This window comes from Lachnospiraceae bacterium GAM79, assembly GCA_020735665.1.
In the GTDB taxonomy this organism is placed as follows: domain Bacteria; phylum Bacillota; class Clostridia; order Lachnospirales; family Lachnospiraceae; genus Coprococcus.
The window spans coordinates 1,842,000-1,864,806 of record CP085928.1 but is presented as its reverse complement, the minus strand read 5'-3'; the positions used below and the strand labels follow the sequence as shown (position 1 = coordinate 1,864,806).

The 22,807-nt window shown below is 41.6% G+C and carries 14 protein-coding genes; 13 read left to right on the top strand and 1 reads right to left on the bottom strand.

What is annotated here, in order from left to right:
• Nucleotides 1–204 precede the first annotated feature (204 nt).
• From LK416_08275 to LK416_08250, 6 genes are all read left to right on the top strand, one after another.
• Complete coding sequence (locus tag LK416_08275) at nt 205–864, top strand: HD domain-containing protein (protein ID UEA73686.1); 660 nt, start codon at nt 205–207, stop codon at nt 862–864.
• 70 nt (nt 865–934) lie between these two features.
• Complete coding sequence (gene ppk1 / locus LK416_08270) at nt 935–3,259, top strand: polyphosphate kinase 1 (GenBank protein UEA73685.1); 2,325 nt, start codon at nt 935–937, stop codon at nt 3,257–3,259.
• Between the two features lie 213 nt (nt 3,260–3,472).
• Entirely contained in the window at nt 3,473–7,468 is a 3,996-nt protein-coding gene (locus LK416_08265) for a CDP-glycerol glycerophosphotransferase family protein (protein UEA73684.1), read from the top strand.
• A 1-nt stretch (nt 7,469) separates the two neighbouring features.
• Nucleotides 7,470–7,859, top strand: a complete 390-nt coding sequence (gene tagD / locus LK416_08260) for a glycerol-3-phosphate cytidylyltransferase (protein ID UEA73683.1) — start codon at nt 7,470–7,472, stop codon at nt 7,857–7,859.
• Between the two features lie 16 nt (nt 7,860–7,875).
• Entirely contained in the window at nt 7,876–9,429 is a 1,554-nt protein-coding gene (locus LK416_08255) for a hypothetical protein (protein ID UEA73682.1), read from the top strand.
• Between the two features lie 405 nt (nt 9,430–9,834).
• Nucleotides 9,835–10,773, top strand: a complete 939-nt coding sequence (locus LK416_08250) for a D-2-hydroxyacid dehydrogenase (GenBank protein UEA73681.1) — start codon at nt 9,835–9,837, stop codon at nt 10,771–10,773.
• A 465-nt stretch (nt 10,774–11,238) separates the two neighbouring features.
• Here LK416_08250 and LK416_08245 read toward each other — a convergent pair whose 3' ends face one another.
• A complete protein-coding gene (locus tag LK416_08245; GenBank protein ID UEA73680.1) occupies nt 11,239–12,660 on the bottom strand; it encodes an alanine:cation symporter family protein in 1,422 nt (473 codons plus the stop codon).
• Nucleotides 12,661–13,158: 498 nt separating this feature from the next.
• Between LK416_08245 and LK416_08240 the strand changes: the two genes are divergently transcribed.
• The 7 genes from LK416_08240 to LK416_08210 all read left to right on the top strand — a co-directional run bounded on the left by LK416_08240 (nt 13,159) and on the right by LK416_08210 (nt 22,764).
• Nucleotides 13,159–14,331, top strand: a complete 1,173-nt coding sequence (locus LK416_08240; protein ID UEA73679.1) for a sugar transporter — start codon at nt 13,159–13,161, stop codon at nt 14,329–14,331.
• A gap of 336 nt (nt 14,332–14,667) precedes the next feature.
• A complete protein-coding gene (amt, locus tag LK416_08235) occupies nt 14,668–16,461 on the top strand; it encodes an ammonium transporter (protein ID UEA73678.1) in 1,794 nt (597 codons plus the stop codon).
• 346 nt (nt 16,462–16,807) lie between these two features.
• Nucleotides 16,808–17,272: an Hsp20/alpha crystallin family protein gene (locus LK416_08230; protein UEA73677.1), complete on the top strand. Its 465-nt coding sequence runs from the start codon at nt 16,808–16,810 to the stop codon at nt 17,270–17,272.
• Nucleotides 17,273–17,698: 426 nt separating this feature from the next.
• Nucleotides 17,699–18,757 (top strand): hypothetical protein, encoded by a 1,059-nt coding sequence (locus LK416_08225; GenBank protein UEA73676.1) that lies wholly within the window; start codon nt 17,699–17,701, stop codon nt 18,755–18,757.
• A 117-nt stretch (nt 18,758–18,874) separates the two neighbouring features.
• Nucleotides 18,875–19,402: a phosphatase PAP2 family protein gene (locus tag LK416_08220; protein ID UEA75890.1), complete on the top strand. Its 528-nt coding sequence runs from the start codon at nt 18,875–18,877 to the stop codon at nt 19,400–19,402.
• A 142-nt stretch (nt 19,403–19,544) separates the two neighbouring features.
• Nucleotides 19,545–21,962 carry an HAD-IC family P-type ATPase gene (locus LK416_08215; protein UEA73675.1) on the top strand — a complete coding sequence of 806 codons (2,418 nt, stop codon included), beginning with the start codon at nt 19,545–19,547 and terminating at the stop codon, nt 21,960–21,962.
• Nucleotides 21,963–22,113: 151 nt separating this feature from the next.
• Nucleotides 22,114–22,764: a TetR/AcrR family transcriptional regulator gene (locus LK416_08210; GenBank protein ID UEA73674.1), complete on the top strand. Its 651-nt coding sequence runs from the start codon at nt 22,114–22,116 to the stop codon at nt 22,762–22,764.
• Nucleotides 22,765–22,807: the final 43 nt, after the last annotated feature.

Sequence of the window (22,807 nt, the reverse complement as noted above, 5' to 3'; positions counted from 1 at the left end):
AAGAAATGTAAAATTTCCAGATGCTTTTCAGGGGTTATCAGAAAGAACCGGAAATAAGGGAAATTATTTGGGGGATGCCGGTAATACATTGAAAATAAATGATTTTACCATGATTTTACAAAGAATTTTCAAATGCTTGATAGCGACAAAAATCGGGATGATGTAAATTGAAGAACAGTGAAGCAGAAGAGAGATAGATGGTATATGAAAGTAACACTTGAAGATGTAAAGAAGAACAAAGCGGTTCAGACATATATAAGGATGGCAGATGAATCTCTGCGCGCAATGGGATATACGGAGCATGGATTTGCACATGTAGAACGTGTGGCAGAGACAGCAAGGGAGATACTGCTGACACTTGGATATTCCGAGCGGGAAGCAGAGCTTGCGAGCATTGCGGGGTATCTGCATGATATCGGAAATGTTGTGAACCGGGAAGGACATGCGCAGTCCGGTGCGGTCATGGCATTTCGGATATTAGATGATATGGGAGCAGACCCGGAGGACACAGCTGTAATTATAACAGCAATTGGAAATCATGATGAGTCAGCAGCATTTCCGGTAAATCCGATCGCAGCAGCATTGCTGATCGCGGATAAAAGTGATGTGAGAAATTCAAGAGTCAGGAATACGGATATTTCATCCTTTGATATTCATGACAGAGTGAACTATGCCGTAAAAGAAAACAAACTGAAGATTACCAGAGATTCACATATTGAGCTGAAGTTAAAGATCGATAAATCTATGTGTGCCGTTATGGATTATTTCGAGATCTTTTTACAGCGTATGATCCTGTGCAGGAAGTCGGCAGAGGTGCTTGGGCTGGAATTCTGGCTTACGATCAATAAACAGCGGGTAATCTGACAGGGGGTGTATGGCGATTCAAAGAATATTTCATTACATAAAAGAGAAAATAACAGGAGCGATTCAAAGAATGAATAACGAAGAAAAGAATCTGAAAAATCAGGAGTCTGTAACTACAGATGGAACAGAGAAAGTAACGATCATAACAGGTAATACGGATGTATCTGAGGATTGTTCAAATGATGACATACGAAAGGATGAATCAAAAAACAAAGTAAAGGGTATTCGGTTTGGAAGAAAAAATAAGCAGAAGGAAGAAAGTGAGAAAATACAGGAAGAGAAGCCGGTAAAAAAGGTGAATCATGTCGGACTGTATGAAAATCGTGAATTATCATGGTTGAAGTTCAATGAGCGTGTGCTGGAGGAGGCAGAAGATACCTGTGTTCCATTGTGTGAGCGGATGACATTTCTGTCTATTTTTCAGAGTAATCTGGATGAATTCTTTATGGTGCGTGTCGGTTCTTTGGAGGATCAGAAGCTGTTAAGCCAGAAGCTTCGGGAGAATAAGACGAATATGACAGCGGGAGAGCAGATCGATGCAATCTTAAAGCGTGTATCCGAGTTGAATGACAGGAAGGATGCCATCTATACGTCTATTATGAAAGAGGTTGGAGAGAAAGACGTTCATCTGACTGATTTCAAAGCACTTACAAAATCGGAGAGCAAATATCTGGAAGAATATTTTATGAAAGAGATTGTGCCACTGTTATCTGTTATGATCGTGGGAAGAAAGCAGCCGTTTCCATTTTTGAAGGGACAGGAGATTTATGCGCTTGCGGTTCTTGGAACACGAAGTGACAAGAAAAAGATCGGAATCATTCCGTGCAGCAGTTCTGTATTCCCAAGACTGATCCGGATTCCGACGAAGGATGATACTTATATGCTGGTCGAAGAACTGATCCTGCATTTTCTGCCAAAGGTTTATAAAGGCTATAAGGTTCTTGAAAAATCCGTGATCCGTGTAACGAGAAATGCGGATATTGATTTTAATGCAGTCTATGATGAAGACCTTGATTACAGAGATAAGATGGCACAGATCGTAAAGCTCAGAAAGAAGCTGGCACCTGTACGACTGGAATTATCCCGAGATATTAATGGAGATATGATAAAGCAGGTATGCGAGTATGCAGAGATGGAGGAACCGCATGTGTTCTTAAATCAGGCACCGCTTGACCTCTCCTTCTTGTTACAGATTGAGGATATCCTGAGAAAGGATGCAACGCTTGTCTATCAGAGACGTGTGCCACAGGCATCTCCGATGCTAAAGAGCAATGAGCATATCATACCACAGATATTGGATCATGATGTATTGTTATCCTATCCGTATGAGAGCATCAAACCGTTTTTGCAGATGCTTCAGGAGGCTGCCCGCGATCCGGAGGTTATCTCTATTCGTATGACACTTTACCGTCTGGCAAGAAACAGCAAGGTGGTAGAGGCTTTGACCGAAGCTGCCGAAAATGGCAAGCAGGTTGATGTGCTGGTTGAATTAAAGGCCAGATTTGACGAGGCAAATAATATCGAGTGGAGTCGGACATTAGAGGATGCGGGCTGCCATGTTGTATATGGTATAGATGGCTTAAAGGTTCATTCAAAGCTATGCCTGATCACCAGAAAGGTTGGAGATGAGATTCAGTATATTACACAGGTGGGAACCGGAAATTATAACGAAAAGACTTCCAGATTATATACGGATCTGTCACTGATCACGGCAGATAAAAGGATCGGTGAGGAGGCAGCAAAGGTATTCCAGGCAATCCTGCTTGGTTCCGTGGTAGAAGATATGGAGCATCTGCTGGTTGCACCAAAATGTCTTCAGAATAAAGTAATTGCTATGATCGAGAATGAGATTCAGATCGCAAAGGAAGGAAAGCCGGCTTATATCGGAATCAAGATCAATTCGCTGACAGATAAGAAGATCATAGATAAGCTGATCGATGCATCCAGAGCCGGAGTAAAGATCGATATGGTGATCCGTGGTATTAACTGTTTGAGAAGCGGAATACCGGGGGATACCGATAATATCCATATTGTAAGTATCGTGGGGCGTTTTCTGGAACATTCCAGAATCTATATATTCGGAACGCATGACAGAGATAAGGTCTATATCGCATCGGCTGATTTTATGACGAGAAATACACTTCGCCGTGTGGAGGTCGCAGCACCGCTTTATGATGAGACGGTAAAGAATAAAGTTCGTAAGATATTTGCAACGATGCTTCGGGATAATGTGAAAGCGAGAGAGCAGCAGCCGGACGGCAGCTATAAAAAGCTTCCGATGGTCGGACCTGTGTTGAATTCTCAGGAATATTTCTATGAGGAAGCATACAAAGAAGCAGGTGATGCCTTTCATCAGTTATTGCGCAGGCAGGATGCGGAACAGGAAAATAAATAGCAGATAATATAAGCGAATAAGCGATAAGAATAAAACAGCTATAGAACGCGCATAATTTCTATAGCTGTTTTATTGCTGTATTTGTATTATTAGGTTGAAAAAAGCGGGTGAAATAGATATAATAAAGTAGTCGAAACAGGTAGATTTTTAGAGAATTATTTTAGGCAACAAACCTGTCACTGATAAAAATGAGTAAGGAGTTTTAACAGCAGCATGAAGCTTTCAATTATATGGAGATTATCTGACAGGGAGGAAAAGAACCTCATCACAGGGAACAGCCTGCAGAAGCAGCTGGAGGGTTATACAGGTGATATTCAGCTTTTGATCTACAAGGGAAACGGACAGACATTTGAGGAGACTTTGACAGGTAAAAATCTTGATATTTCTATATATGATATAAATAAAATCCCAGAGAACAGTAATATATTTGAAGACGCCAAAAGTCATGTAACAGGTGATTATGTTACATTTACGGATAGCGGTGACCGGTGGTCAGACGGAGCATTTGTACGTCTTGTAGCAGAACTTGAGATGCATAATAAAAGTACGGTTATTATGCTGAAAAAATGCGGCCCAGATGGGTCTGTTGATGCATTTGCAGGGGATACGACAGGGAAAAAGGTGATCGATCAGGTGCTTCGTAAGAAATTCCACTGCCATCCGTTTTATTTTGGTGGAACAATTCTACGTACAGATAAAATGAATAAACTGGAATTCAAAAATGAATATAAGCAGGCAATGGAACAGGCCAGTATGCTGGATATCTGTGCAAAAGAAAAGAATGTATTATATATCAGCTATATCACATATTTGCGTGATATGGATGAAAATCAGCCATATGCAAAGAATCAGACGGATCTGTTCCGGACATTCTGGCTGCCATTTCTTGCAGAGCTGCAGACTCAGTATGAGACAGTTCCGGTATTTATTCAATATCATTTGATGCATGTGTTAAAAGGCTTTATAGAGCAGAATATGACGGATTGCGGATTTGGAGAAACTGATCCTGATCGCGAAGTGGTGTTTTCCGAGATTAAACAGCTGCTTTCATATGTAGAAGATGATGTTATGCTGAACTGCTACAAATTGAAGGAAACACAGGTTCCGGATATTGTAAAGATGTTTTATGGAAAATTAAAGTATGACGAAGAATATGTCTTTGAGAAGAAGTATTTTGATGCAGAAGCATATTATGGATCGGAAAATACGATCCTGGATAAGATAAGTAATCTGAAGCTTCAGATCGATCAGATCAAATACAGGGATGGAAATTTGTGTGTGGATGGACATGTTCATCCGATCCTTGCTGCTATGGCTGATCAGGTTTATTTTATGTTTGGTGGCAAGAAGAAAGTATTTGTTTACAGCGGCAGTTATACAGGAAAAGAGATTATGGGGCAGACGATGTATCAGGAAGCGATGATACATGTAGATATGCCATTTGAGGATCGAAAAGATTGTTATCTCTTATGTTTTGCTAATTTCGGTGATGAATCTATCAGGATTCCTTTGGGATTTGATTCGGCATATGTTCCGATAAGTGATCCAAATGTTGGAATTGAATGGAATCTTGGCGGATACAGTGCCAGATCAGAAAATGATGGTATTTATTTTTTCAAATGTTCTAATCAGGATAAATGCCAGAAAGAAAAATTATTTGAGAAGAAACTGGGAAAAGCTCGTACACAGGCTGCAAAAGAAAATTGCAGGCTCAGAAAAATGTTCTATAAAGAGACTGCAAATAAGAATAATGCAGTAGTGTTATTCATGGCTGATACGGATCAGACAGAGAGTCGTATCACGGAATTATATCAATATGCAGTATCTGAAAAAGATGGAAATGAATATTATTTTGTTTCAGAACCTGGAAGCACAGTATGGAAAAACCTGGAAGCTGCCGGGGGCAGAATGGTAGAAAAGAACAGTATGCAGCATAAACTGTTAATGCTGTTAGCAGACAGATTGATCGTATCGACTACGGACTTAAGGGGGTATATTCCATTTGATGGAGAGCAGATGGAGTATGTCAGAGATTTAATACATTTTGATGTAGTATGTATAGGAGAGCCTGGACAGGGGACAGATATTGTTATGGAAAGATATCGCTGGGAGACTCCGATCCGGCTTTATTTCTGTACATCGGAAGAACAGATGCTTCAGATGCAGAGACCTGAATATGGATTTTACGGAAGAGATATTCTGCGTTACAAAGAAGACATATCTGAAATATATAGCAGCATTAAACTGGAACTGAGCGAGGAAAAGAAACCGGAAAAGATCCATTTGCTTCCGAATCAGTCAGAAGGACTTGTTGACTGTAAGAAGACCACAGAACCGGATACTACAGAACATAAGGAATGGGAATCTCAGGTTCAGGAGATGGTAGAGCTTGCAAAAGAGAACAAGGTAAAACCCGGTAGGAAAAATGTAACAGATGCTTATTACGGTCGTAAGATCGTTCCAAATACGGTTGCTCTGGTAGGACTTGGAAAAGGCGTGCGTGGTTCCATGCAGTATATCCTGAATGAACTGAATTCAAATGACTGCTTCAGGGATTTTAAGATCTATGTGCGGACGGATGAGGAAACGGATGCAACAGTTCAGACCTATATTAAGAATAATAACTGGACGCGGACACAGACCATTATAAAAGATGCACAATATATGGAGATAATAGAGTCTGCACAGTATCTGCTCACTGAGGTATATTTCCCGGTTGGCTGGGTGAAAAAGGATGGCCAGACCTATATCAATATCTGGCATGGCACACCATTAAAGAAGCTGGGACTTGCCAAGAATGCAAACGGAAAGCATAAAGATGGAAACACACAGAAGAATTTTATAGATGCAGATTATCTGTTATATCCAAATGAATACACAAAGGTGCATATGCTGGAGTCATATAAGGTAGCAACACTGATGCAGGGAAAAGCTTTGAACCTTGGTTATCCAAGAACCGGCGGAATGCTTGCAGCATCAAAAGCAGATCTGCATGAGCTTCGTGCCGAACTTGCGCCGAACGGTGAACATCTGTATGCATATATGCCTACCTGGAAAGATTATCTGGACGTAGAACAGGTTATAGATGAGTCAAAAGAATTATTAGATTATCTGGATGCAAATCTCAGAGATGATCAGATCTTATATGTAAATCTGCATCATAAAGTCAGTGATTCTCTTGATTACAGTGTATATAAGAGAATTAAGAAATTCCCGCCGACGGTAGACAGTTACCAGCTGCTTGCGCTTACAGATGCATTGCTCACGGATTACTCCAGTGTATTTTATGATTATCTGGTGCTGCGCAGACAGATCATTCTGTATTGCAATGATTATGAATTATATCGCAAGAAACGTGGAACATACATGGATCTGATGGAGCTTCCATTTGACAAAGTGCGTACGAAAGAAGAAGTGCTGGAAGCAATTAACCGCGGAAAGACATATGACGATGAAGCTGCATATAAGGAATTCTGCGCTTATGATTCTGTGGATAATGCGAAGAAGCTCTGTAGTCTGTTTACAGGTACAGAGGAATATGTAGATGTAGAGCCAATTTCGGATCATGCGAAGAAACAGGTGCTGATCTATTCGGATTCCTGTGGAGATTCGGAAGATACCAGACGTCTTCGAACCTATATAGAATCTGACGGGCATGATGATATGGATGTATTCATTTCATGTAACCGATATCTGACAAATGACAATAAGGATACAGCTTATCCGATGCTGAATAAAATACCGGTTATTGGAACTCATGATGAATATCATTTGAGTGGAGCAGGTATTGCAGCACAGAAGCTCTATGACAATAAAAAGATCACGATCGAACAGGCAATGGGAGTATGGAAATACGACTATGCGGCCGCCGGTAGACGTTTCTTTGGACAGGCGCCATTTGATCTGATCCTATTATATGATGTCATCGATGCACAAAAGCTTCTGTCATTGACATTTATGGAAACACCAAATAAAATATTATGTATCAGTGATGACATGTTCAGGAAACTGGTGGTAGAAAAAGATCAGTTTCTTAAGGATGCCCTGAAGGTGTGCCTGCCATACATGAGGGGAGTATTTGTAAAGACAGAAGAACAGCGGATGATTTTCAAAGCCATATACGGTGATGCATATGCAGTTCAGCTTATTACAAATGAAAAAGATTTAAAGAATCTGATTGCGTTAGCTGTCAGGGATGAAGGAGAATGATATGAAGAAGGTAATTACGTATGGAACATTTGATCTGCTCCATTATGGACATATTAACCTGCTCCGCAGAGCAAAAGAGATGGGCGATTATCTGATCGTTGCATTATCAACAGATGAATTTAACTGGAATCAGAAGAAGAAGAAATGTTATTTTTCATATGAAGAAAGAAAACAGCTTCTGGAAGCAATTCGCTATGTAGATCTGGTTATTCCGGAGGAAAGCTGGGAGCAGAAGAAAGAAGATATCAAGGAATTCAAAGTAGATACCTTTGTTATGGGAAATGATTGGGAAGGAAAATTTGACTTCTTAAAAGAGCAGTGTGAGGTTGTATATCTGCCAAGAACACCGGATATCTCAACGACACAGATCAAAGATGATTTAGGAAAATAAAAGGCGGTTAATCAGCATGAAGGTTCATGTGCCACATTTGAAGTTAGGGCATAAGACAAGAAGACTTGTATATGTCGGAAATGGTGCAACATCAGTAGACAGTGAATATAATAAGACAGGATCGGCAGATTGTGACCGACGCTTTGTCAGTACTATATGGAGCGGATTCTCATATCCGAAACTACAGAACCCTTTTGTAAGAGAAGATGCAGACTGTATCGGTTTTTATGCCAGAAGACGGACTCCTGCTGTATGGGAATGGTACTGTACGGATGGAAGCTGGCACAGAACAGAGGCGGATATGCCGGAAAAAATGCTGCTTCCGGTTGGATCATCAGTGAAAGAGCTGTATAAGGAAGAGAATAGTATTTATTTTGTCACACAGTGGGAAGATAAGCATGGAATTCGCGTGAACTGCGGATCAGATATATTCTCAAAGCCTTTGATGGGACATGCATTTGGTGGCATGGATGACAAGACTTATCATAATACGATGGCAGCACTGGAGCATGGGATAGGAACAGGTTATAAGGATTTTGAGATCGATTTTTCCTATACCACTGATGGTCGGTTGGTACTTAGTCATGGTTGGTCGCCGAGTAACTGCAAGTGTCTCGGAATTACATATAAACCGGATTTTGATAACATGACATATGAACGTGTGATGAATATGCCGATTCATGGGAATCCGATCATGGATGCGAGACAATTTTATGAAAGAGTAAAGGACGAACCGGACTACAGGTTTGAGGTGGATTTTCATAGTAAGAAAGATGGAAATGAAATTAAAGAAATCACAGAAATTTTGTTGGATGATTTTCAGCATGATGAGGCATTCCTGGATCGACTGCTGGTACAGGTATACAATAAGACAATGTATGAACAGATAGATTCTGTATATCTTTTTAAAAATTATATGTATCTGGTTGGACGGCGGACGGAAAGGCTTGATTCCATTATTACGTATTGTCTGGATCATGGAATATGCAGCATAGCTATTCGGATGAATTATGTGAATGAGAAAATGATTCATAAAGTTCATAATGCAGGATTGTATGTATTTTGCTATACGATTAAGAAAGATGCAGATTATGCAAAACACCTGTTGGATTCCGGTGTTGATACAATCTGTACGGATTTTGTTACAGAGGAGCTGTTGGATGAGGCGGATGGGTTTGGATATTTTCCATTCTATATATGCTATAACAGTGATCGAGCTGATGTAGAAAATCATTATTCAGAAGATGTTCAAGATCAGTTTTTACAGACGAAGAAGGGAAATCTGGAGTACAAGGACAAAACGGTTTGGGAGAATGACGGAACAGGAACACTTCGTAAATGTGAATTTTCGGTTCCGGGAAAACGTTTCGTTGGTTGGAAGCTTCGCGTAACCTTAGATGGAAATACATTCTGGTATTGTAAAGATGGATTGTATCATATCAAGAAGGATTTCGATGAGACAAAGGATGTCATACCTTACATATTTGCAGATGAGGCGGTCATTCCTGTCTGGAAGGTAAAACGAAACATGAAATTAGTGATGGTAGCTATATGGGAGGATCTTGGGTGATTCTCCCATATTTTCTAGTTTTTCCGATGTTCTATCCGCCTGTGTCTGCTGTCAGGGTGGAGAGGAAAACATAAAGTGTAATTTCCGTTATGATGCCGGCACTAGCTGCCGGCACAAAGCCCTTGTCTGAACCCATAAGGGTGAGTTAGGGCGACTGACGGCAAATAGGCGTGCGGGCAGAATAGGAAATGAAACGCGTTTTCTCTCCACCCTGACCGCAGGCACAGGCGGATGGAATGCGGCATATGTTGATAGCTTGTTTTTACCAAGTACGGCTGACAGCAGGTACAGGCGGATGGAATGCGGTATATGTTGATAGCTTGTTTTTACCAAGCACGGCTGACCGCAGGTACAGGTAAATGGAATATCGAATAACAAAGATAAAACAGGGAAGGAAATATGATTATGAAGATAGTGTTTTTGGATCGTAAGACGATAGGAGAAGATATTGACTTGACAGACTTTGAGACTTTGGGTGAGGTTGTAACATATGAAATGTCACAGCCGGAAGAAGTTCCGGAGCGGGTAGTAGATGCAGATGTTATCATCGTGAATAAGGTACCGGTAAACGAGCAGACGATCGGAACTGCTCAGAATCTGAAGCTGGTCTGCGTAGCAGCAACCGGAACAAATAATCTGGATAAAGATTATCTGGATAAACGGGGAATTGAATGGAGAAATGCAGCCGGATATTCCACCACGATCGTTGCACAGCACACATTTGCCATGCTCTTTTATCTGCTCGAAAAGCTTCGGTATTATGATGATTATGTAAAGAATGGATCATATCAGAAAAATGATGTATTTACCTGGTTTGGCGAGCCGTTTACAGAGCTTGCCGGAAAGACATGGGGCATCATCGGACTTGGAGCGATCGGAAGGAAGGTAGCAGATATAGCAAAGGCATTTGGCGCACATGTAATCTATTATTCGGCATCCGGCAGACCGGCACAGGAGGGCTATGAGCAGGTTGACCTGAATACACTTCTTCGGACATCTGATGTTATATCGGTTCATGCGCCATTAAATGAATATACCGAGAACCTGATGGATAAAGTGGCATTTGCAAAGATGAAACGATCCGCGATCTTCCTGAACCTTGGACGTGGACCGATCGTAGTAGAAGAAGATCTTGCGGAAGCCTTGAAGCAGGGCACGATCGCAGCCGCAGGCGTAGATGTCCTTCGGACGGAACCGATACAGCCGGACAATCCTTTGCTTGCTATAAAGGACAGCCATAAGCTACTCATCACGCCACATATCGCCTGGGCAAGCACCGAAGCCCGCACCCGCCTGATGCAGATCGTCCTTGACCATGTAAAGGATTTTGTTGAGACGAGATAAAATGGGTATAAAGAGTGCGTGGGCGGATTGATACCCGGAAATAATTAAGAAGATGGGTATGGTGTGAAATAAAATGATTTTATACCCATAAATAAAATGATTTCAGGGTATGAAAGATTTCTATGGATGATAATACCCGAAAGTAAGGTAGAGATAAGGGTATAGATTATCAAAATAAAAGCATATACCCTAAAAATAAAATTTGATGTGGTATGAAGTGTTATAAAGTGGTTTGGTACCCATTAACTATATAAAGCAGGAGAAAAGAATTAGTATAGTGCAGAAAAATAAAATAGAGGACCCTGAGATATATATTCACTATTATGAAGCAAGCCTATCTGAATGTCGGTCCTTAGCGATCTGCGAAAGCAGGAGCTTAGTACCGCTACATGAAGATAGAACGAAAGTGTCTTGCGTAATAATATGTGAATTAGATCTCAGGGTCCTCTATTTTATTTTAACAATTTATTCAAAAGGCTGCTTATTATGACGGCTGAAGAAATCACGCGTTTCCCTTACAACCACACCGCTTAAAGCAAAGATGGCGATCATATTAGGAATAGCCATCAGTCCGTTGAAGATATCGGCGATCGTCCATACAGCAGAAACTGTCATGTAAGGTCCGATAAATACAGCAAGAATGTATAACCATCTGTAGATCATGATGGATTTCTTTTTGCCGCCGGATAAGTATTCCAGACAACGCTCAGAATAATAATCCCATCCAAGGATAGTTGTAAATGCAAAGAATACCAGACAGAGCATTAACAGGAAGCTTGATATCGTTGCAGGAATCGGAAGTCCCTCGTTAAAAGCATATGTGGTAACCTGAACACCCTGTAAACCTTCTACTTTCCATGCACCGGTAAGAACGATGGAAAGACCTGTCATTGTACAGATAATGATGGTATCGATGAAAGTACCTGTCATGGATACAAGACCCTGACGAACCGGTTCCTTTGTCTGGGCAGCGGCTGCTGCGATAGGAGCAGAACCAAGACCGGCTTCATTTGAGAAGATACCACGCGCTACACCTTTTTGCATAGCAATGATAAATGAACCGGCGATACCACCTGCAACAGCAGAAGGCTTGAATGCGCTCTTTACAATGATAACAACAGCCTCAGGAATCTTAGTGATGTTACAGATCAGTAACATCACACATATAACAATATAGATAACAGCCATAAATGGAACGATGATCTGGGATACGCTTGCGATACGCTTCAGTCCGCCGATCAGAACGAGTGCAACACATACACTTAAGATCAGGGAAGCGATAACAACGGTCCATGAATAAGTACCGATCCCTGGAATATTAATCGTCCACTGCATGTCAGGATCAAAGAATGAATTAACAGCGGAAGAAATACCATTTACCTGAGAGAAGGTTCCGATACCGAACAGACCTACACAGATACCAAAGAAAGCAAATATTTTTGCAAGCCATTTCCATTTTGATCCCATACCTCTTTCGATATAGTAGAATGGTCCGCCAAGTGCATGGTTGTCCTTGTCAACGACACGATATTTGACAGCCAGAAGACCTTCTGCATATTTGGTTGCCATTCCGAAGAATGCAGCAAGTACCATCCAGAATAATGCTCCCGGTCCACCGGCTCCGATCGCAGTTGCTACACCAACGATATTACCGGTTCCGATCGTAGCGGAAAGAGCAGTACACAGTGCACCAAAGGAAGTAACTTCGCCTTCGCCTTCTTCTTCGTTTTTGATCATCCATTTGAGTGCTAATGGCAGTTTGCGGATCTGAAGAACGCCCATCCGGATTGTGAGAAGAATTCCACCGACCATAATAAGGACCATAAGTGGAGGACCCCACACAAAATCATCGATTTTTGTTAAGATTTCATTTACAGTTGCCCACATGATTTTCTCCTTTTCATTTTTTGTATTGTGGTGATGTGTTATTCTCATAAATTATATGAATAAAGTAAAGAATTATATTACAGAAAAATCAAATATTTATAAAAATAACACAATATTTTAATATAATACATACTTTTCTACGCTAATGCAACAGAATTCGTTTAATTTCGTGAAAAAACAGCGGTAAACACAGCAAAAATTACAAAAAGAAGACTATTTTTTGACTTGCGGAGTTGGGAATCCGATAATAAAATTACTATGGAAATAAAAATGCCGGATAATATCAGATGCGGTTCATAGAAAAAATACCATATAATACAAGATAGGTTTCATATAAATGTGTTGCATAATACGGAGTCATATTAACATACTGCATTACATGGTAAAGAATATATATTAACAGACTATGTTGCATGGTAAAGAATATATATTAACGGACTGCGTTGCAAAATGGTAAATGTTTAAATAGAAAAATACAGGAAAGGATATAATCACAGAATGAATCAGAAATTAACTATCAGGGAATGGCTGCCGCTCATCGGAATGACGGTAGCGGCATTTATATTTAATACATCGGAATTCATGCCAATCGGTCTTCTGACCGATATCGCGGATGATTTTCAGATCACGGAGGCAAAAGCGGGGATGCTGATCTCAGCATATTCGTGGGCGGTTATGCTGTTATCACTGCCACTTATGCTGCTTGCATCAAGGATCAGCTTCCGAAAGCTGCTGTTGGGAACGATTGCGTTATTTGGAATCGGTCAGGTATTATCAGCGGTTGCAGCCGGATATGCGATGCTGATGGCGGCAAGGATCATAGTTGCCTGTGCACATGCGGTCTTCTGGTCGATCGCATCACCGGCAGCAGTTAAGATCGTGCCGGAGAAGTTCAGGTCGTTTGCGATGAGTATGGTAGTAACCGGTACATCCATTGCGATGATATTTGGACTTCCGCTTGGAAGGATCGTTGGATTATATGTAGGATGGAGAATGACATTTTTCTGTGTTGCAGTTGTTGCATTTCTTGCCCTTATCTATATGGCATTTGTATTTCCGAAGGTTGAAGGCGGTACATCCTTTAAAATGAAAGAACTGCCGGTGATATTGAAGAACCCGGTTATGCTTGGGATCATATTAATGTCGTTCTTAGTTGCGGGTGCATACTATACAGGCTACAGCTATATTGAGCCGTTTTTGAAGCAGGTAGCAATGTTTAAGGATAATCTTGTTACTATAACTTTAATGTTGTTTGGAGCTGCCGGAATTCTTGGAAGTTTTCTGTTCTCCTGTGTATATGACAAACACAGATATCATTTTATCCGTGCATCGATCACATTGATCGCTGTTGTCATGCTTTGCCTGAAACCGGCATCGAAATTTACATGGACAATGATATTGATCTGTATGCTGTGGGGTATGGCTGTAACGGCATTTAGCGTTACTTTCCAGTCAGAGACGATCAAAGCGGTTCCGGAGGAAGCCTCCGCTGTGGCCATGTCGATGTTCTCAGGAATCTATAATCTGGGAATCGGATGCGGAACCTGGATCGGTGGTCTGGTATGTACACATGCATCGATGGGGTATATCGGATTTGCAGGGGGGATCATGGCAGTTATAGCTATCCTGTATTGCAGCTTTATACTGATCCCACAGATGAAGAGAAAGTAGATAAATACTTGTATGGAACGCGTAAATATAAACTGTGATGATCAGTTGGAAAAGGCATGGTTAATAATCTCTAAAAAAAATATAAATTTTCGTTGACATGAGTAATCCTCGGTGCTATACTCATGGACATAGCAAAGGCGCTACGAAATATTCGTAGTGCCTTTTTCTTTTATCGGGAGGTATAGGTATCCCGGTACAGGATAAAGAGAAGCCTGATATCCGGCTATACGCGCGGACCGGATGAGGGGAAAAATGAAGTAAAATGCGATGCAATGGGGCGTCTGTTAAGGATAAGTCTCCATGTATCGCATTTTTGAGTTTTAGGAGGTAAGAACTATGACAAGTGAAATTTTAGATGCAATTTCTGGTGAAGTGTACGGTGTCTGGTTCCTGATCGGAGCGGCATTGGTATTCTGGATGCAGGCAGGATTTGCGATGGTAGAGACAGGATTTACCAGAGCAAAGAATGCCGGAAACATTCTGATGAAAAACCTGATGGACTTCTGTATTGGTACAGTTGTATTTATCCTTCTTGGTTTTGGACTCTTACTTGGTGAAGACATGGTTGGTTTGATCGGTAAACCGGGATTTGACATATTTACTGATTATGCAAATTTTGACTGGTCCAACTTCGTATTTAACTTAGTGTTCTGTGCAACAACAGCGACAATTGTATCCGGCGCGATGGCAGAACGTACAAAATTCATTTCCTATTGTGTATATTCAGCAGTTATCTCAGCAGTTATTTATCCGATTGAGGCACACTGGACATGGGGCGGCGGCTGGTTAGCTCAGATGGGCTTCCATGATTTTGCCGGTTCTAACTGTATTCATATGGTTGGTGGTATCTGTGCATTGATCGGTGCAGCAATCCTTGGACCTCGTATCGGTAAGTTTGTAAAGGGCAAGGATGGTAAGGTTGAAAAAGTAAATGCATTCCCTGGACATAACCTTCCGATCGGTTGTCTCGGTGTATTTATCCTCTGGCTTGGCTGGTATGGATTCAATGGTGCAGCAGCAACAACCGTTTCAGAACTTGGTTCCATATTCGTAACAACAACAATTGCTCCTGCTGTTGCAACAGTTGTAGCAATGATCATTACCTGGGTAAAATATGGTAAGCCTGATGTTTCAATGTGTCTGAATGCATCTCTTGCAGGTCTGGTAGCAATTACAGCTCCTTGTGATGTCTGTGATGCTTTCGGTGCTATCGTGATCGGTGCTGTTGCCGGTGTACTGGTTGTATTCGGTGTATGGTTCTTAGATTACAAATTACATGTTGATGATCCTGTAGGTGCTGTTGCAGTTCACTGTTTAAATGGTATCTGGGGAACAATCGCAGTTGGTCTTTTCGCTACAGATACAGCTCCTGCATTTGCAAGAGGTATCGGTGATGGTGTAACATATGGTGCAAACCAGATCGCAGCCAAAGGTTTATTCTATGGCGGTGGTTTCAAGCAGCTCGGTATTCAGTTCGTAGGTATGGGCGCAACCATCCTCTGGACAGCAGTTACGATTACAATTGCATTCCTTCTTATTAAGAAGATCTTCGGCCTTCGTGTATCAGAGGAAGAGGAAATTGTTGGTCTGGATTCATGCGAGCATGGTCTTCCATCTGCATATGCCGGCTTCAGTATTGTTGATGTATCAAATACAATGACAATGGATGTAAATGAAAATACAGATCTTGGTGTAGCTGATTATGATAAGGCTTCTGACACATTAAAGAATGCAGCAGTCAAGGTTGCGGAAGCTCCTGTTACAGCATCCCCAAGCGGTATCTACAAGGTAGTTATCATTGCAAAGCTTGCACGGTTTGAGATCTTAAAGAAAGCTTTAAATGACCTCGGTGTTACAGGTATGACAATGAATCAGGTTATGGGCTGTGGTATCCAGAAGGGTGCCGGCGAGATGTACCGTGGTGTTGAATTAGATGCAACCCTTCTTCCAAAGGTTAAGGTAGAAGTCGTAGTCAGCAAGATTCCTGTCAGTGCAGTTATTGAAGCTGCTAAGAAGGCTCTGTATACCGGACATATCGGTGATGGTAAGATCTTCGTATACAGCGTTGACAAGGTTGTTAAGGTTCGTACCGGTGAGGAAGACTTTGCAGCTTTACAGGATGTAGAGTAAATTACAAATAACTTATAATTATATAGAAGAAAGAGCCAGGCCGGTGAGCACCGGTCTGGCTTTTTCTTTTAAGTGTAGAAATGGAAATCAGATAGTTCACAAAATCTTCACACAAAATTAGCACTCACCTATTGACAGTGCTAATAAACGGTGCTATAACATAGATAAAGATAAGGAAAGGGATTAAGAAAGAAGATAAAAGAAAGAATCCCGGAACTTATAACATACAAATTCGACACTTCAGTTTCTCTGACAGTGCTAAACATACAAAAGTCTAAGTGCCTCAAGGTTCCATAAGGAGCTGAGATTTCCGACACTGGTTTGAAATTGAAAGGAGTAATGACTTATGTTAAGACCTAGTATTTTTGGAGAAAGTTTATTTGATGATTGGATGGATGATTTCCCATTCGGTAAGGAATTTGAAAAGGAAATGTTTCCAGAGAAAAGCCCGTTGTATGGCAAACATGCTAAGAACATGATGAAGACGGATGTCCGTGAAACAGATGACAGCTATGAAGTAGACATTGACCTTCCTGGATTTAAGAAGGATGAAGTAAATGTCAAACTGGAAGATGGCTACATCACTATTTCCGCTGAAAAAGGTCTGGATAAGGATGAGAAAGATAAGAAGACCGGTAAGTATATCAGACGTGAACGTTATGCCGGCAGCATGAGCAGAAGTTTCTATGTTGGTGACGGTATCAGTCAGAAGGATATACATGCAAAATATGAAAGTGGTATTCTTCGTCTGACCCTTCCAAAGAAAGCACCGGAAGCAATCGAAAAGGAGAACTTCATTGCCATCGAATAAAATGTGTTGATATCGAGCCGTGCGAATAAAAACATGACCCCTTATGTATATGTATACAGATATAAGAAAGGGAGTGTAGATTATGGATAAGAATCCAAAGCATCCATTGAAGAAAAAGAAAGCAGTTCAGAAGGTATGTGCAACAGCTAATCATAATGCACAGGAGGTTGAAGCTGCAGTACCAAAGTCAAAGAAACATACTTATTAGAGTGAATAAATCAACAAACAAAGAAAAGGTTCCCCGCATTTGCCTGTAGCCCGAAGAACTACAGGAGACAAGTGCGGGGGATTTTTTTGCTTTATAGGAACAGAAGTATCATCGGAAGAATTTCCATCGAAGGGCTTTGGTGACAAAATCAAAAAAATATACATGGAGAAGTGTAAAAAACCACAGTTATGTGATACTCTATAAACGGAGGTGGTTTTATGCAGAAACAAAAAGGAGCAAAAATAGGAGCATTTGTTTTCTTTTGCTTTGGCGTGATGATGCTTGCACTCGGAGTATGGGGCATAACAACCCTGTATGATCAGGGTGGAATCTTAACATGGGGGATCGTACTTGGATTCGGATTAATATTTGCATTGACAGGTGTTGTATTATTTATTAATTCGATGGAAAGTGTATCCAATCGGGTCAAACAATTACTGGGTTGCATTCTGGGAACTTTGGTATTCATGAGTTTTGGCTTTGTGGGCCTTTTTGCAAAAGGACTAGGTGTCATGAGACTTTTCCTTCTGTTTTTCGGGGGCATAGGAGTGCTGCTTCTGATCCAGGGAATTCGTAACTTTTTAAAAGGAGACAGCGGTGATGCAGACCAGAAATCCGGCAGGGTTCAATGGAGCGGCGGTGTCGGTGATAGAATTAATGGACAGGAAATGGACGGTGGATATCAGCCATATCAGACGCCGGAATATGGAAGTTATGACGGCGAATATAACGACCAGTCCGGATACAATAGTCAGTCCGGATACAACAGCCCGTATGGTGTGTATGGCAGTCAGCCGGCAGACATAATAATAGAAAATAGCGAGAAAACATCACCAGGGGCTACAGATACCGGGCAGAATTCACAATGGCAGCAGGGAACTCCGGGCACACCATTTTCAGGAGATGCTGGAAACAAGGTCTATACCAGTCAGGTGAATAGTGGTGGTACAGTATATGGAAGCGGTATGTCGCCTGAATTTGATCAGATGATGAATGGCATGGGTATGGATCCTGCACAGCGGGAGCAGGCAAGAAAGGTTGGTTCCGCAGTTCGGAAAGGCGCGAATATTTATGCCGGAGTCATATGTATTGTAGTCGGAGCCGGCTTTATATTAGTAAATGGCATTAGTGTGCTTAGCTTTATTTTTATGCTCATTCAGACGGCCAGCCTCACGATTGTTATGGGTTCTTTGTTTCCAACGGTAATGTCAGCAGCATTGTTGATCGTAGGGGTATTCATGATTGTTCGTGGTGTGAAGATCCTCCGGGAAAAATAAATAAATGATACTTATCTGAAAGACATACAAAATCACTTGCATAAGTGAAGCGACAGAGCAGATCGGTAGAAACAGTGTGCGATTTACATACAGGCAGGAGGACAAAAGGTGAATCAGATGGAGTTAACGATTTTGGATTTTATACAGGAGCATATGAGAAATGCATTTCTTGATGTAGTGATGCCATTTGTATCGACACTTGGAAATGCAGGGGTCATCTGGATCGCACTTACGATCGTGCTGTTGATCAGTAAGAAACACAGAAAGACAGGAATCCTGATGGCACTTGCACTGGTATTTGATGTTATACTTTGTAATGGCATATTGAAGAATGCGGTAGCAAGGACAAGACCCTTTGATGTAAATACAGCGATTTCCCTGTTAGTGAAGAAGCCGACAGATTATTCATTCCCATCCGGTCATACGGCAGCGTCCTTTGCAGCAGTAACTGCATTGTTTTTTGCAAAAGAGAAATACCGGTATCCGGCACTGGTGCTTGCGGTGCTGATCGCATTTTCCAGACTATACCTGTATGTGCATTACCCGACCGATATCTTAGGTGGTATTCTGGTTGGAATTCTGTGTGGCGTAATAGCATATCTGATCACAAAAAAGAAACTGAAGTTTAATTCATTGAATGAATAGAAAGGAAATGGGGACAGGCTATCGCCTGAATAAAGACGAATAAAGAATTAACAAAATTTAACAGTTATTTTCGTTTTCTTTTCATAGGAATGTAGTAGAATGGTGTAAAAGTTTTGATAACACAGACCAGAGAGGAAATCTTATGGACGATACAAATGCAAATCAGATCAATCCTTCGATCCGGGGACTGACAGAAAACGAAGTAAAGAAACGAATCGAAAAAGGGCTGACGAATCAGACCGATATATCGACGGATAAAACAACGAAAGAGATCATTCTGTCGAATACACTTACATACTTTAACTTAATATTTCTTATTATCACAGTATTATTGATCCTTGTTGGTTCCTTTCGGAACCTGACTTTTCTGCCGATCATCATAGGTAATACATTGATCGGTATCATACAGGAGCTGCGTGCGAAGAAGACACTGGAAAAAATGAATTTCTTAAATGCACCTCATGCAGATGTAGTCAGAGATGGGGTTTTACAGCAGATCCGTTCGGAAGAACTGGTAAAGGATGATGTCATTTTACTGACAGCCGGAAAGCAGATCTGTGCAGATGCGGTTGTTATCGATGGCAGCATTCAGGTAAATGAATCCCTCCTTACCGGTGAAGCGGACGAGGTAGAAAAGACGAGCGGCAGTTCTCTGTTATCCGGCAGCTTTGTGGTGTCCGGTGAATGTTATGCCAGACTGGAAAAGGTCGGAAATGAATCCTATATCTCAAAACTCAGCATGGAAGCAAAGACCATGGGAAGCGGTGAACAGTCCGAGATGATCCGGTCGATCAACCTGATCGTAAAATGGGTTGGTATCATCATTATACCGATCGGTATCATTCTGTTCTGGCAGAGCCATTTCGTAAATGATGACTCGATCCGGAAGAGTGTAACCTCGACGGTTGCAGCTATCCTTGGTATGATCCCGGAGGGGTTATATCTTCTTACTACGATCGCACTGGCACTCAGTACGATGAATCTGGCAAAACGAAAAGTCCTGCTGCATGATATGAAAAGTATCGAGACGTTGGCGCGTGTCGATGTGCTGTGCGTGGATAAGACCGGAACGATCACAGAACCGGTTATGAGTATCAAGGATGTATTCTTAAGTAAGGACAGCCGGAATCCGTTAAAGACGATAGACGAATTAAAGGGGCTGCTGATCGATTATACAGCAGCGTCACAGGATAATAACGCTACGATGGAGGCATTGAAGAAATATGCCGATGAGGCAGACGGTAGTGTCGGAAAACACAGAGTACCGCTTGATCGTCTGGCATTTTCATCCAGTTTGAAATACGGTAGTATTACATTTTCGGATGGCATCTATCTGCTTGGCGCACCGGAATTCATCATGCGAGATGATTATGCGTCAATCGAGAAAGAGATTCTTCCTTATGCCGAAAAGGGAGATCGTGTGCTGTTATTTGGAAGATATGAAGGAAGCAGTATTGCAAATGGATTATCTGACAGAGTAACACCGCTTGGCTTTGTGGCACTGGCAAATCCGATCCGTGAAAATGCGGTAAAGACTTTTGCATACTTTAAGAGTCAGGATGTAGCGATCAAGGTTATATCCGGTGATAATCCAAAGACGGTATCACAGATCGCAGTTCAGGCGGGTATTGACAACGCAGAAAGTTATGTGGATGCAACGACACTTGATACGGATACGAAGATTAAGAAAGCCGTACGAGAATATACGGTATTTGGCCGTGTGACGCCGAAGCAGAAGCAGAAGCTTGTGCAGGCACTTAAAAAGCAGGGGCATACCGTGGCCATGACAGGTGATGGTGTCAATGATATCCTTGCAATGAAGGATGCGGATTGCAGCGTGGCGATGGCATCTGGTAGTGAAGCTGCAACACAGGCAGCACAGGTCGTTTTGCTAGATTCAGATTTTGCACATATGCCGGATGTGGTATACGAAGGACGACGGGTTGTAAATAATGTACAGCGTTCCGCCAGCCTGTTCCTTGTTAAGAATATATTCTCACTGTTGATGTCGCTGTTCTCGGTTATCTTTATGATCACCTATCCGCTGGAACCGGCGCAGATCTCATTGGTCAGTATGTTTACGATCGGTGCTCCCGGATTTCTGTTGGCACTCGAACCGAACAGAGACAGGATCAAAGGACATTTCCTTACAAATGTTATGTTCAAAGCATTTCCGGGTGGTCTTACTGATGTAATTGCGGTTGGTGCGTTAGTAATCTGCGGTGAGGTATTTGCCCTGCCGGGAGAAAGCATCGGTACGATCGCAACAATGGTGCTTTGCGTTGTTGGCTTTATGATCCTGTTTAAGATCAGTGAGCCGTTAAACAAGATGAAATATGGTGTGATCGGACTGAACATCGTTGGATTTATATTCTCAGGATTTTTCCTGAAGAAGTTATTTGCATTGACCGATCTGTCAAATATCTGCGTACTGCTTATGGTGGTATTCGGATTCGCGGCAGAATCCCTGTTCCGCTACCTCACCCTGTTGGTGGAGAAGCTGCAGGAATACTATAAAAAGAAAAAGCCAAAGCTTAAAAAATATCTGGAGCTTAAATAGAGACAGGCAGCCTACAAAGCAGGGCTGCCTAATTTTTTTGAGGTCAGAAAAAATCCTTGACTTATATATAAGAGGTGTTTGTGCGTATTGACAACACATTTTATTTCCTATAAAATTAATGATACAGTACGTATCAAAAAGGAACATGGTAATGAACAAATCAGAGAAACAAAAAGCAAAAGAAAATGAACGACGACAGCGGATCCTGGATACTGCATTTCGAATCTTTGTAGAAAAGAAGATTGAAGCGGTAAGTATGGGCGAGATCGCAGAGGCGGTCGGTATCGGCAGGGCGACCTTATTCCGGTGTTATTCGAATAAGACAGAACTGGCGATCGCAGTCTGTATGGCACAGTGGAAATCATATCTGGATGAGCTCGATAGAAACAGACCGATTTCATCGGTTCAGGATATTCCGGCGATCGATCGATTCATATTCACGCTGGACAGTTATATTGAAATGTATCTGAACCATAAGGAACTGCTTCAGTACAATGATAACTTTAATCACTACGTCACACATGAGGGCGTAGATCCGGAACAGTTTGAGAATATTCATACGTCGGTGTATTCGGCTGATACCCGATTGCATATGATGTATGAGAAAGCAAAGGAAGATCATACCTTTCGCACGGATATACCGGAGGATGAATTTATCCGTGTGACCGTACATACGATGATGGCAGCATGTACCTACTACGCGGGAGGCTTTATATGGGGCGCAGAGGATAACAGGGATTATATGCCGGAGTTGATACGTTTAAAGGAAATGATCATAAACTATGCGACAGCATCCGTATAACAGGATGCAGGGGTACTAGGAATATAAGGGATACGTGCATGAA